Source organism: Mesorhizobium sp. WSM4837, from assembly GCF_055811435.1.
Map to the genome: position 1 here is coordinate 1 of NZ_JBVVQE010000113.1, position 12,470 is coordinate 12,470.

Here is a 12,470-nt window from a genome sequence, read left to right on the forward strand (position 1 = left end):
CCCCCGGGCGCCCGCGCCGCCCCCCCCGCCCCCCCCCCAGCTCGCCCCCCGGACTACAAAAAACCCTCCACACAAAAAAATGGGGGGGGGGCCCCCCCCCCCCCCCCCACCAGCCTTGGGAGGCTTTAGCTAGCGGGCCGCGGTCCAGCCCTTATAGTCCTTCAGGTTCTCTGCCGTGATCAGCTGCGGGTCGAGCAGCACCGTGGCCTCAGCCGGCTTTTTGCCGGCGAGCACTTCAGCTGCCATCTGCAGCGATTGGCCGGCCATGACGTAAGGATCCTGCGAGGCCGAGGCCTTGATCATCGAGGTGCCGGAAGAGAGTTCCTTCTCGATGTCGGGCGCGCCGTCGACCGCGGTGAAGATGAACTCCGAGCGGTTGAGCTGCTTGGCCGCAAGCTGGGCGCCGATCGCCGTCGGGTCGTTGATGGCGAACACCGCGTCGATCTTGTCGAAGCGGGTCAGCAGCGACTGGAACACCTTCAGGCCGCCGTCGCGCGAGCCTTCGGCATTCTGGTCGTCGGAGAGGATCTTGATGTCCGGGTGTTTTGCCAGCACGTCCTTGCAGCCCTTCACCCGCTCCAGGATCGACGATGATGCCGGCCCGTTCAGTATGACATAGTCACCCTTGCCGCCGGTGTGGTCGACCAGATACTGGCAGGCCGCTTCGCCGGCCTTGACGTTGTTGGTCATCACGGTGACGTCGGCGCCCGGCGCCGAAACGTCGAATGCGGCAACCACGATGCCGGCCGCCTGCGCCTTCTTCACCGCCGGCGCGATCGCCTTGGCGTCGACGGCGTTGAGCATGATCACGTCGACGCCAGCGGCGATGAACGAGTCGACCTGCGAGACCTGCTTGTTAAGGTCGTAGTCGGCCGACACCGACGTCACCTCGACGTTCGGGTTGATCTTCCTGGCGGCGTCCTCGATGCCCTTGATGGTGGCGACGAAGAACGGGTTGCCGAGCAGGCCGACCGAGATGCCGACCTTGTTCAGGTCCTTGGCCGAGGCCGGTGCGACGGCGACGGCCGCGAGGGCAACGCCGCAGAGCAGTTTAGCGATGGTCTTCATTGTTTTCCTCCTGATGCCCCGCGCCTCTCACGGTGCGTTACACATGAACCGGGTCGATGACGCCGGCGACTAGGTCAATCACGTTCTTGCTCCCGCCTGGAGCCTGTAGCGGTCGAGGGCGACCGCCACGATGATGACCAATCCCTTGATGATGTACTGCCAGATGTCCGAGACGCCGGCCAGGATGAGCCCGTTGGAGAGCACCGCTATGATCAGGCCGCCGATCAGCGTGCCCCAGATCGAGCCGACGCCGCCGACGAAGCTGGTGCCGCCGAGAATGACTGCGGCAATGGCGTCGAGTTCGTAGGACTGCCCAAGCTGCAGCCCGTTGGCCGCATAGAGCCGGGCCGCCGACATGGCGCCGCCAAGGCCGGCGAGAAGGCCTGAAGCGCCATAGACGAAGAGCAGCACCAGGGGCACCTTGATGCCGGTGAGGCGGGCAGCCTCGGCATTGCCGCCGACGGCATAGATCCAGGTGCCGAGCACGGTGCGCTTGAGCACCAGCCAGGACAGCACCACGACCGACAGAGCGATGATGACCAGCCAGGGGATGCCGAACAGCGACCCGTTGCCAATGAAGTCGAACGGCAGGTCCGAGTTGAACACCGTGGTGTCCTGGCCGAGCAGGCGGGCGACGCCGCGCACGGCGGTCAGCGAACCCAGCGTGACGATGAAGGGCGGCAGCTTGATATAGGCGACGAGCAGCCCGTTGATGACGCCGAAGCCGAGGCCGACCAGAATGGCCGCCGGCACGCCGAGCATGCCCCACTCTGGCACCAGCGACACCATCACCGCCACCATCGCCGAGGCGGCAAGGATGGAGCCGACGGACAGGTCGATGCCGCCGGTCAGGATGACGAAGGTCATGCCGGCCGCGAGCACGATGTTGATCGACGACTGCTGGGTGACGATCAACAGGTTGGTCTCGGTGAGGAAGCGCGGGTTCATGATCTGGAAGCCGGCCGCCAAAAGGATCAGGACCGGCAGCATGCCAAGGGCGGCGAAGGCGGTGCGCAGCCGCCGGCTCCTGCCGACCGCCTGGTCACCCGCACTCATCCCGGTTGCCTTGTCGGTCATGTCCAGGCCGCTCTTGTCGGTCATCCCTTGGCCGCTCCCGTTGCGAGTTCCATGATTGCCTCCTGACTGAGCGGCTGGCCTTCGGATGCGGTCACCTCGCCAGCGATAATGCCGTCGCGCATCACCAGCACGCGGTCGGCGACGCCGATCACCTCCGGCAGTTCGCTGGAGATCATCAGGATGGCGATGCCCTTTTTGGCAAGATCATCGATCAGCCGGTAGATTTCCGACTTCGCCCCGACATCGACGCCGCGGGTCGGTTCGTCGAGGATGAGGACCCGCGGCTCGGTTTCGAGCAGGCGGGCGAGCAGCACCTTCTGCTGGTTGCCGCCCGACAGCGAGCCGGCATTGGCCTGCACCGACCTGCTGCGGATGGAGAGGTCGGAAACGGCCTTGGCAGCGCGCCTTTCGGCCGTGGCGAAGTCGCGCAGGCCGCCGGCCTGCGCGTCCCTGGCGAGCACGCCCATGCTGATATTGTCGGAAATCGACATGTCGAGGAACAGGCCGAGTTCCTTGCGGTCTTCGGTAAGATAGGCGATGCCGGCATCCAGCGCCTCGCGCGGCGAGCCGATGGCTATCGGATTGCCGTCGAGTTCCAGCGTGCCTGATGTGTGCCTGTCGGCGCCGAAGATCAGCCGCGCGAGTTCGGTGCGGCCGGAGCCGACCAGGCCCGCCAGCGCCAAGACTTCGCCCTTGTGCAGGTCGAAGGAGCAGCCTTTCAGGAGATTGCCGTCCGACATGTCGCGCACCGACATTGCGATCGCGCGCTTGCTGTCCGGCGGGCGGTGATCCTTCTTGTAGAAGGCGGACAGGTCACGGCCAACCATCATCGAGACGAGGCGCGAGGCGTTCAGATCGGCGCGTTCGAGCGTGCCGACATAGCCGCTGTCGCGCAGCACGCTGACGCGGTCGGCAAGCTGGTAGACCTCCTCCATGCGGTGGCTGATGTAGATGATGGCGATGCCCTGCGCCTTCAGCGTCGCAATCACCTCGAACAGCCTGTCGGTCTCACGCGAGGTCAGCGAGGTGGTCGGCTCGTCCATGACGATGATGCGCGCGCTGGTCGACAGCGCGCGGGCGATTTCGACCATCTGGCGTTCGCCAAGCGACAGGCTGGAGACCGAGGCGCGCGCCGAGAAGGAAACGCCGAGCCGTGCGATGATCTCCTTGGCGCGGCGATTGCACTGGTCGCGGTCGACGATGCCGAACCGTCTCGGCTCGTTGCCGAGGAAGATGTTCTGCGCGACCGTCAGGTTGGGCGCCAGCGACAGCTCCTGATAGATGACGGCAATGCCGTTGGCGCGTGCCTTGATCGGGTCGCCGGTCGCGACCGGTGTGCCGTCGATCAGAATCTCGCCGCCGGCATCAGGCCAATAGGCGCCGGACAGCACCTTCATCAGCGTCGACTTGCCGGCGCCGTTTTCGCCCATCAGCGCGTGCAGTTCACCGGCGTGGACGGTCAGCGATACGTCCTGCAAGGCGCGAATCGGGCCGAACGTCTTGGAGATGTGCCGCATCTCCAGCACCGGCTGGCGCACGGTTTCGATCCGGGCAGCGGCGGTCATCGCGCGCCTCCCGCTGCGGCATCAGCGACGCCTCGGTCGGCGGCGAGACCGCGCCAGCTATCGCGATAGAAGGCAAGCTCGGTGAAGCTCGAGGCGCGTACCGGCTCCGGCGCCTCGGCGGCAAATTCGCGTCCAACACTCTCGAAGGCCAGAGCCGCTGCTCCGGTGGCGCTGCCCTCCAGCGTGGCGCCCTGCATGAAGGCCTGGCCGGGACGCAGCTGCGCCAGCAGGCTGGCGACCAGTCCGCCACTGTTCAGCCCGCCATCGACGATCACCGTGTCGTTCGAATGGATCAGGTCGAGACACAGATCGACCATCAGCGCGACATAGAGCAGCGCCACGGCCGCGCACTCCTCCGCGTTGGGTGCGCGCCCGACCAGTTCGCCGCGATGGCCAGGCATCGGCCCGCCTGGCGCGAAGCTCGGCAGCGCCATGATGCCGGCGTCGATCACCTGCTGTACGGCTGAGGGGGCGATCGCGCCCTGCCAACCGGCGCTGATCGTTGCGAATTCACGGCCGCCCATGAAGCGGATGGTCGGCACCCGGCCGCCATCGACATCGACATTGACCAACATGTCGCGGTCGCGATCGAGCGCGTCGAGCGGGCAGTCCGGATTGAGCACCACAACCCAGGTGCCGGTCGAGACGACGGTGACCGGACCAAGCGCCTGCCGGCGATAGGCATGGAGCGCGGCATTGCTGTCATGGACACCGTTGTGAATGGCGATCGGCCGTGTCGCCCCGCCGAAGCGCTGCTCGCCGATGACCGCGCCGGCACGCTCGAAGGCGGGCATCTGGCCGCGCCATCCCTCGGCGTCGACCAGCGTGGAGAAATCGCGCTTGCGCGGCGCCCACAGATGCGAGTGGCAGCCGAGATAGGACACCTCCGAGACCGCCCGGCCGCCAAAGCGCCAGCTCCAGTATTGGGGATAACCGAGGATCGATTTGGCGGCGGCGAATACGCTTGGTTGCACCGTCTTCAGCCACAGCATGTGGCGACCATAGTTGAAGCCGAGCGGCAGGCGCGGCGAGAAGGTCTCGGCGAAATCCGGAATGCGGCGATCGATCTGCGCGGCAATCTCGGCCGGCGGCTCCTGCTCGTAGTCGAGTATCGGATGCGTCAGCGCCGCATCGTCGACCAGGGCAAAGGTGCAGCCATGGCCCGAAACCATTAAGCCCTCTATGCCATGGACGTCGACCGCTTCGCCGACGGCGCGAGCCGCCCAATCGTGAAGCGCTGCTTCGTCGAGCACACTGAAGCCGCCTTCGCGCGTCCAGTTCGGCTGGGTCCGGCGCTCACCTAGAATCTGCCCGTCCTGACCGAATACGAACAGCTTCGAGTTGGTCTTGCCGAAGTCGAGGACAGCCACCTTCACTGGACGGCTCCCGAGGCAGAGGCGATCCGCACCATGACGCCGGCGTTTTCGAGCATGCGTGCGTCGGCATCGGAAAGGCCGTCATCGGTCACCAGCGTGCCGATGCGCGACAAGGGCAGCGCGACGTTGCGCGCATGGATCGACAGTTTGCGGCTGTCGGCCAGCACCACGATCTGGTCGGCGCATAGGCTGAGCTCGGCGATGGAGCGGACCAGCAGCGGATGCGATTCCAGCACGCCCTCCGGGCCGATGCCCTGCGAGCCAAGAAAGAACTTCGATGCGTAGAACGGCACCGTCTGGGTGAGCGAATGGATGATGCCAGGCTCGCGATGCAGTTCGCCGCCGGCAACGGTCAGGCTGCAATGGCCGTGGTCGCTCAAATAGGCGATGAGCGGCATCGAGTTGGTATAGAGCCGGATGTTGCGGTCAGCGAGCTTGACGCCGAGATGGAAGCAGGTCGAACCGCCATGCACGATGACGGCGTCGCCATCGCGCACCATGGTCGCCGCGAGAGCGGCGATCTGCCGCTTGGCCTCGACCGCGAGATCGCGGTTCTCGTCGTAGGGCCGGGCATAGGCGACGCCCGCCTGCGCAGCGCCATCGAGCGCCGAGATGCCGCCATAGACCTTGCGTGCTTCGCCGGCCTCGTCGATCTTGTCGATATCGCGCCGCACCGTCGCAGCCGATACGCCGAGCCGCTCCTGCAGCTCGCGCACCGAGGCGAAGGGGCGATCCCGCAACAGCTCGACGATCTGACGCTGGCGGCCGGAGTCGCTCAACGGATACCCTCCCGAAATGCCATCTTGCCACGGCAATTGGTGCAACTTACTCAACGCAGATCAGATTGCAAGCTTGATTTGGTGGGATAAGATCACTATTGACGTAACTTACTCGCCGCTGCGATACCAGCGTCACTCGCTGTCCCGGCTACCGGGATCCAAAGCCGTGGCTAGGCGGCCGGTTTGTGAAGGAGTTTCGATGGCAATCAATGCGGATGCGCAGGAGTTGGGCGCTTTGCGGTCGCTTTCGGCCAGCATCGGGCGCGACCCGCACTTGACCCAGGCCGCGGGCGGCAACACGTCGCTGAAAGACGGCGACACGCTCTGGATCAAGGCTTCCGGCACCTGGTTGAAGGACGCGCTCGCCGAGGACATCATGGTCCCGGTGGCGATCCCGCCGCTGATTAGGGCTGTCGAACAGCGCGACCCGGCCGCCGATCAGCCACAGGGTTTCGCCATCGAGGCGCTCAACGCCCGCAAGCTGCGTCCTTCGATCGAGACCACGGTTCACGCGCTGATGCCGCAGCGCGTCGTTCTGCATGTCCACTGCGTCGATACCATTTCGCTTGCCGTGCAGGCCGACTGCGAGGCTCAAGTCGCCAACCGCCTGGATGGCCTCGAATGGGCGTATGTTCCGTATCGCCGGCCCGGCCTGCCGCTTGCCCAGGGCATTGCCGAGCGCCTTCGGCCCGGGGTCGATGTGCTGATCCTTGCCAACCATGGCCTGGTCGTCGCAGCCGAGACCGTCGCCGGCGCCGATGCGCTGCTGCGTCGCGTCACACGACTTCTGGCGCGGCCGCCCCGTAAGGTGGCGGAGCCCAACGTTGTCGCATTGACGACGCTCATCGCACGCAGCGGCTACAGGCTGCCGGCGGATGGCGAAGCGCATGCCGTCGCGATCGATCCTGAAAGCTGCCGCATGGCGTCAGGAGGCAGCCTCTATCCCGATCACGTCATCTTTCTCGGCCAGGGTTCGGTCGTGGCGAGGCCCGGTGAGGACGTGATGCGTGTCACCGAACGGTGCGGCACGGCACCGGTGGCGATCCTGTTTCCCGGGCTTGGCGTGCTGATGCGCGGCGAGGCCAGTGCCGGCGCCAACGCCATGCAACGCTGCCTCGCCGACGTGACGGCGCGGGTCGACGTCGCGGCCAAGCTGAACTATCTGACCGCCGCCGAGAACGACGAACTGATCAACTGGGACGCCGAGCAGTATCGCCAGAAACTCAATGCGGCCGGCAGCTGACATGGCGTTGTCAACCGGCCCGCTTTCGATCGGAATCGACATCGGCACATCGGGCGCCCGCGCCGTCGCCATGCGGCCGGACTTTTCGATTGCCGCGCGTTCCGCCGTTCCACTCGACAGATTTGGCCAGAATGCCCGCGACCCGTCGGTATGGTGGTCAGCGGTCGGCGCTGCGCTGACGGAACTGCTTTCGAGCATCGATCGTGCGGCGGTCCGGTCGATCGCCGTCGACGGCACTTCCGGCACGCTGCTGCCGGTCGACGGCGCCGGGCGGCCGCCGGCCGAGCCGTTGATGTACAACGACAAGGTCGACGACGACGCCATTCTGGCGGTGATCGCGCGCGAGGCACCGGCCGCGAGCGCAGCACGTGGGGCGACGTCCGGTCTCGCCAAGGCGCTGTCATTCCAGCGCCAGCCCGGCGTCGCCGCGGTGCTGCATCAGGCCGACTGGATCGCGGGAAATTTCTCCGGCCGCTTCGATATCAGCGACGAGAACAATGCCCTGAAGACCGGCTACGACGTCGAGGCGCGGCGCTGGCCGGACTGGATCGCCGCTACCGGCATGCGCATGGGATTCCTGCCTGGTGTCGTCAAGCCGGGCGATGTCACGGGAAAGCTCACCGCGAACGCCGCGGACCGGTTCGGCCTGGCGCGCGACGTCGCCGTGGTCGCCGGCACGACGGATGGCTGCGCGTCGTTCCTGGCGACGGGTGCTGCGGCAGTTGGTGACGGCGTCACCGCGCTGGGGTCCTCGCTGACCATCAAGATCCTGTCCGACCGGCCGATCTCGGCGCCGCAGTTCGGCATCTACAGTCACCGGCTGGGAGATGCCTATCTGGCCGGTGGTGCGTCGAATTCGGGTGGCAAGGTGCTGGCGCAGCATTTTTCTCTGGCGCGCATCATCGAGTTGAGTGCGGCGATGGATCCCATGACTGAGACCGGCCTCGATTACTATCCGCTTCCCGCGGTTGGCGAACGCTTCCCCGTGGCCGATCCGGCTCTGCCGCCACGCCTGACGCCGCGGCCGGCGGACGACGCCGACTATCTGAAAGCGATGTTGGAGGGCATCGCGGCGATCGAGGCGCTCGGCTATCGCCGGCTTGCCGAACTCGGCGCCCCCAAATTGACGTCGGTCAGGAGTGTCGGCGGCGGTGCGGCAAACGCCGCCTGGACCGCGATCCGGCAGCGCAAGCTGGGTGTCGATTTTCTGCCGGCGCTTTCGGACGAGGCGGCCGCCGGCACGGCGCGGCTGGCGCTGATGGGCGCAATCGCAGCGGGGCTGTTGTGAGCACGAAACCAGTCGAACATCTCAACGGCATCGGAGCGCTGGTCGAGCGCTATCAGGTGTTCCTGCTCGATCAGTTCGGCGTACTGCACGATGGCACGAACCCCTATCCGGGCGCCGTGGAGGCGTTGTCGGCGCTGAAGCGAGCAGGCAGGACGATCGTGCTGGTCTCGAATTCCGGCAGGCGGGCGCGGCCCAATGAGGCCCGCCTGCTGAAGCTCGGCTTCGAACCAGGAAGCTGGGATCAATTTGTCTCTTCCGGCGAGATCGCGTGGCGGTCTTTCCACGAAATGGCGATATCCGGAAAGCTGCGCCCAAACACAAAGTGCCTGCTGATCAGCCGCGAGGGCGACCGCTCGGCGATTGAAGGCCTGCCTTTCGTGTTGACCGGGGGCGGCGACGATGCCGAGCTGGTGCTGATCGCCGCCAGTGAGGGCGACCATTACGATATCGAGCACTATCGCCGGCTTTTTGCGCCGGCAGCGATGCGGCAGGTGCCGTGCTTCTGCACCAATCCCGACAAGATCATGCTGACGGCGGTCGGGCCTCGCTTTGGCGCCGGTCAGCTTGCGGATCTCTACGAGAGCCTCGGCGGCAGCGTCACCCGCATCGGCAAGCCCTACACGCCGATCTTCGACGCCGCGCTGGCGCTGGCGGGCAACCCGGACCGCAGCAGCGTGGTCTGTGTCGGCGACAGCGTCGAACACGATGTCGCCGGTGGAATTGGTGCCGGCGTGGCGACCGCGCTGGTCTTGTCCGGAATATTGGCGGATACCCGTGACCTGGCAGAGCTTTTCGACAGTCTGGATGCCTACCCCGATTACACCACGGACAGTTTCAGATTCGCTGATTGAGATCGGCAGCTTGCGAGGGTTGAGCGCTGCCATGGTGATCGTTCCGTCGTTCGTGCTGCTTTCGGTGGCGCAGCCCTTTGGCTGCTGTTGCCAGTTCACATCTGGTTGGTCGGAGGCTATTGAACTGCATGCGTGATTTTCAACTCCCCGGACGGTCGCCGGTTCGTGCGACGGAAGCGATGGCCGCGACATCGCACCCGCTGGCGACGCTGGCGGCGGTCGAGATGCTGCGGTCCGGCGGCAATGCAATGGACGCGGCCGTGTGCGCGGCGGCGGTGCAGGCGGTCGTCGAGCCGCAATCGACGGGTATCGGCGGCGACTGTTTCGTCCTCTACTGTCCCAATGGTCAAGGCGAGGTTCTGGCCTTCAACGGCTCAGGTCGCGCACCTGCGGCAGCAGAGGCGCAGTGGTATCTGGACAAGGGGCTCGACGAACTGCCTGAGTCCGGTCCGCACGCGGTCACCGTGCCGGGCGCCGTCGACGCGTGGTGCCGGCTGCTCGATGATCATGGCAGAAAGGGCATCGACGCCGCGCTCGCACCGGCCATACGTTACGCCGAACAGGGTTATGTCGTCCAAGACCGCGTGGCCTTCGACTGGGCTGAAAGTGCTGCCTTGCTGGCCGCCGACGAACATGCCGCGCGGATATTTTTGCCGGATGGAAAGGCGCCGCTGGCCGGCGAGCTGCACCGGCAGCCGCAACTGGCCGAGACCCTGCGCATCGTCTCGCGCCGTGGCCGTGCCGGCTTCTATGAAGGCGAAGTCGCCGACGACATGGTGTCGCGTCTGCGCGCGCTTGGCGGGCTGCATGCGCTCGAGGATTTTTCGGCGACGAAGGGCGACTATGTCAGGCCCGTCGGCACATCCTACCGGGGCTACGACATTCATCAGATGCCGCCGAACAACCAGGGGCTGACGGCACTGATCATGCTGAATGTGCTGTCGGGCTTCTCGCTCGGTTCGCTGGAACCGAACGGCGCCGAGCGCTTTCATCTCGAGATCGAGGCGGGGCGGCTTGCCTATCAAGACCGCGACAATTTCATCGGCGACCAGAACCAGGTCCATGTCCCCGTGCAGCAGTTGTTGTCCAGATCCCATGCCGACCAGCTTCGCGCCGAGATCGATCCGGCGCGCGCAATGACGCATCTGCCACGCCTGGAGCTTCAGCCCAGCGATACCGTCTACATCTCGGTGGTCGACCGCGACCGTAATGCGGTCAGCTTCATCAACTCGACCTTTGGTTCGTTCGGCAGCGGCGTGGTCGGCCCCAGGACCGGCGTCGTCCTGCAGAATCGCGGCAGCAGCTTCCGCCTGGCGGCGGACCACCCAAACCGCATCGCACCGGGAAAACGCCCGATGCACACCATCATGCCGGGCATGGTGACAGCCAAGGGCAGGGCAGTCATGCCGTTTGGCGTGATGGGCGGCGGCTACCAGCCGTTCGGCCATGTCCATTTGCTCACCAACATGATCGACTTCGGCATGGACCCGCAGGAGGCGCTGGATGCGCCACGCGTGTTTTACCGACAGAACACTGTGGAGGCCGAGCGTGGCGTTCCGGCCGAGGCGATCGCCGGCCTGCGCGAGCGAGGTCACGACGTGTCCGTCCCAACCGAGCCGCATGGCGGCGGCCAGCTGGTGCTGATCGACTGGGACAAGGGTACGCTTACCGGCGCGTCCGATCCGCGCAAGGATGGTTGCGCGCTGGGTTACTGACGGTCCGCTGCGCCCTGCGTGCTGGTCCTGTTCAGTTTTGGCGCTGCCGCCACCAGCGCCTTGCCGATCGTCGACTGCGGGGTACCGATGACCGCGCGGGCGTTGCCGCTTTCGGCGACGCGGCCGGCATCGAGAATGACGACACGATGGGCGATGGCGCTGATGACGCCGAGATCATGCGAAATGAACAAATAGGCGATCCGTTGCTCGCGTTGCAGATCGAGCAGCAATTGCAGGATCTGCCGGCGCACCGATACGTCGAGCGCGGACACCGCCTCGTCGAGGATGATCAGCGACGGGTTTGGGGCGATGGCGCGAGCGATCGCGATGCGCTGGCGCTGGCCGCCCGAGATCTCGTGGATGGCACGAGCGGCGAGATCAGCGCTCAGGCCGACGCGCTCGAGCAGAGCGGCGATGCGGCGCGGGCGTTCTGATCGGGCTGCGATGCCATGGATGCGCAAGGGATCGTCAAGCACACGCGCCACGCTGGCGCGCGGATTGAAGGCGGCGAGCGGGTCCTGGAAGACCATTTGCACGCGCGCGCGCCGGGCGCGCAACGCAGTATCGTTCAGGGACAGGAAATCGCCACCTTCGAACTCGATGCGGCCGGCGTCCGGTTCGATCAGCCGCAGCAGCAGCCGCGCGACCGTCGACTTGCCGCTGCCGGAAGGGCCGGCCAGCGCCAGCGTCTCGCCGGCCTCGATATGAAAGGAGACATCATGGACGGCGGCTATTGCCTTGCCGCCGCGACGATATCGTTTGGTCAGGCCGGAAACAGCCAGCAATGGACTGCTCACCGCGACGCTCCTGACTGCTGCAGCAGCGGTTCGGCGTCGAGGCCGAGATGGGCGTTAAGCAGCGCTCTTGTGTAGGCGTGGCGCGGACTAGCGACGATCTGCGCCGTCGTGCCGAGCTCGACCAGCTCGCCGTGCCGGAACACGGCGATGCGCTCGGCCAGCTCGGCGGCTAGCGCGATGTCGTGGCTGACGAACAGCAGCGTCATGCCGTCCTCGGCCACCAATTGCCGGATCAGCGCGACGATCTCGGCCTGCACGATGGTGTCGAGCGCGCTGGTCGCCTCATCGGCGATCAGCAGTTTCGGACCGGCCGCAATCGCCGCGGCGATCGCCACGCGTTGCTTCTGGCCGCCGGAAAGCTGGTGCGGATAGGCGCGCAAAGCGGCGTCCGGGTCGGGCAGGCGGACGCGTTCGAGCAGGGCTTTTGCCTTGGCACGGGATTGCGACCAACTGAGGCCGAGATGCGTGTGCGCGACTTCCGCGATCTGCTCGCCAACCGCCATTACCGGATCGAGGCTGGCCGACGGGTCCTGGAAGACGAAGCCGATATCGCGGCCACCGAGGGGGGTGTGGCTGGGTTTGGCGGCGGATTTTAGAGGCTTGCGTTCTGTGAGACCCCCCGCGGTTGGGGGGGGGGGGGGGGGGCCGCCCCGCGCGGGGGGGGGGGGGGCGCCCGGCGGGGGCGCGGCGGACCCCCCCCGAGCCCCCCCC

The 12,470-nt window shown here is 66.3% G+C and carries 11 protein-coding genes; 4 read left to right on the forward strand and 7 right to left on the reverse strand.

Features of this window, described 5'->3' with window-relative positions; translation table 11 throughout:
- Positions 1–129: 129 nt before the first annotated feature.
- The 5 genes from AC0L3D_RS34570 to AC0L3D_RS34590 form a co-directional block, all read right to left on the reverse strand.
- Entirely contained in the window at positions 130–1,068 is a 939-nt protein-coding gene (locus AC0L3D_RS34570; protein ID WP_091595356.1) for an ABC transporter substrate-binding protein, read from the reverse strand.
- 78 nt (positions 1,069–1,146) lie between these two features.
- Positions 1,147–2,145: an ABC transporter permease subunit gene (locus tag AC0L3D_RS34575; protein ID WP_473647319.1), complete on the reverse strand. Its 999-nt coding sequence runs from the start codon at positions 2,143–2,145 to the stop codon at positions 1,147–1,149.
- A 20-nt stretch (positions 2,146–2,165) separates the two neighbouring features.
- Positions 2,166–3,710: a sugar ABC transporter ATP-binding protein gene (locus AC0L3D_RS34580; RefSeq protein WP_473647311.1), complete on the reverse strand. Its 1,545-nt coding sequence runs from the start codon at positions 3,708–3,710 to the stop codon at positions 2,166–2,168.
- Positions 3,707–5,086, reverse strand: a complete 1,380-nt coding sequence (locus AC0L3D_RS34585) for an FGGY-family carbohydrate kinase (protein WP_473647312.1) — start codon at positions 5,084–5,086, stop codon at positions 3,707–3,709. The genes AC0L3D_RS34580 and AC0L3D_RS34585 overlap by 4 nt, the downstream gene beginning before the upstream one ends.
- Entirely contained in the window at positions 5,083–5,865 is a 783-nt protein-coding gene (locus AC0L3D_RS34590) for a DeoR/GlpR family DNA-binding transcription regulator (protein WP_023797319.1), read from the reverse strand. Before AC0L3D_RS34590 ends, AC0L3D_RS34585 begins: the two co-directional genes overlap by 4 nt.
- Positions 5,866–6,064: 199 nt before the next feature.
- Between AC0L3D_RS34590 and AC0L3D_RS34595 the strand changes: the two genes are divergently transcribed.
- From AC0L3D_RS34595 to ggt, 4 genes are all read left to right on the forward strand, one after another.
- Positions 6,065–7,108, forward strand: a complete 1,044-nt coding sequence (locus AC0L3D_RS34595) for a class II aldolase/adducin family protein (protein WP_473647313.1) — start codon at positions 6,065–6,067, stop codon at positions 7,106–7,108.
- A 1-nt stretch (position 7,109) separates the two neighbouring features.
- Entirely contained in the window at positions 7,110–8,396 is a 1,287-nt protein-coding gene (locus tag AC0L3D_RS34600; protein ID WP_473647314.1) for an FGGY-family carbohydrate kinase, read from the forward strand.
- Complete coding sequence (locus AC0L3D_RS34605; RefSeq protein WP_473647315.1) at positions 8,393–9,247, forward strand: TIGR01459 family HAD-type hydrolase; 855 nt, start codon at positions 8,393–8,395, stop codon at positions 9,245–9,247. The genes AC0L3D_RS34600 and AC0L3D_RS34605 overlap by 4 nt, the downstream gene beginning before the upstream one ends.
- 128 nt (positions 9,248–9,375) lie before the next feature.
- On the forward strand, positions 9,376–10,962 hold the full coding sequence (gene ggt, locus AC0L3D_RS34610) for a gamma-glutamyltransferase (RefSeq protein WP_473647316.1): 1,587 nt from the start codon (positions 9,376–9,378) through the stop codon (positions 10,960–10,962).
- Here the strand turns inward: ggt and AC0L3D_RS34615 are convergent.
- Entirely contained in the window at positions 10,956–11,759 is an 804-nt protein-coding gene (locus tag AC0L3D_RS34615) for an ABC transporter ATP-binding protein (protein WP_473647317.1), read from the reverse strand. The genes ggt and AC0L3D_RS34615 overlap by 7 nt on opposite strands.
- The coding region (locus AC0L3D_RS34620; RefSeq protein WP_473647318.1) for an ATP-binding cassette domain-containing protein at positions 11,756–12,470 on the reverse strand (715 nt) is incomplete at its 5' end. The genes AC0L3D_RS34620 and AC0L3D_RS34615, both read right to left, overlap by 4 nt.

Coding starts and splice junctions, on each gene's coding strand:
- AC0L3D_RS34570 (WP_091595356.1), bottom strand. CDS start 1,068: ATGAAGACCATCGCTAAACTGCTCTGCGGCGTTGCCCTCGCGGCCGTC.
- AC0L3D_RS34575 (WP_473647319.1), bottom strand. CDS start 2,145: ATGACCGACAAGGCAACCGGGATGAGTGCGGGTGACCAGGCGGTCGGC.
- AC0L3D_RS34580 (WP_473647311.1), bottom strand. CDS start 3,710: ATGACCGCCGCTGCCCGGATCGAAACCGTGCGCCAGCCGGTGCTGGAG.
- AC0L3D_RS34595 (WP_473647313.1), top strand. CDS start 6,065: ATGGCAATCAATGCGGATGCGCAGGAGTTGGGCGCTTTGCGGTCGCTT.
- AC0L3D_RS34600 (WP_473647314.1), top strand. CDS start 7,110: ATGGCGTTGTCAACCGGCCCGCTTTCGATCGGAATCGACATCGGCACA.
- ggt (WP_473647316.1), top strand. CDS start 9,376: ATGCGTGATTTTCAACTCCCCGGACGGTCGCCGGTTCGTGCGACGGAA.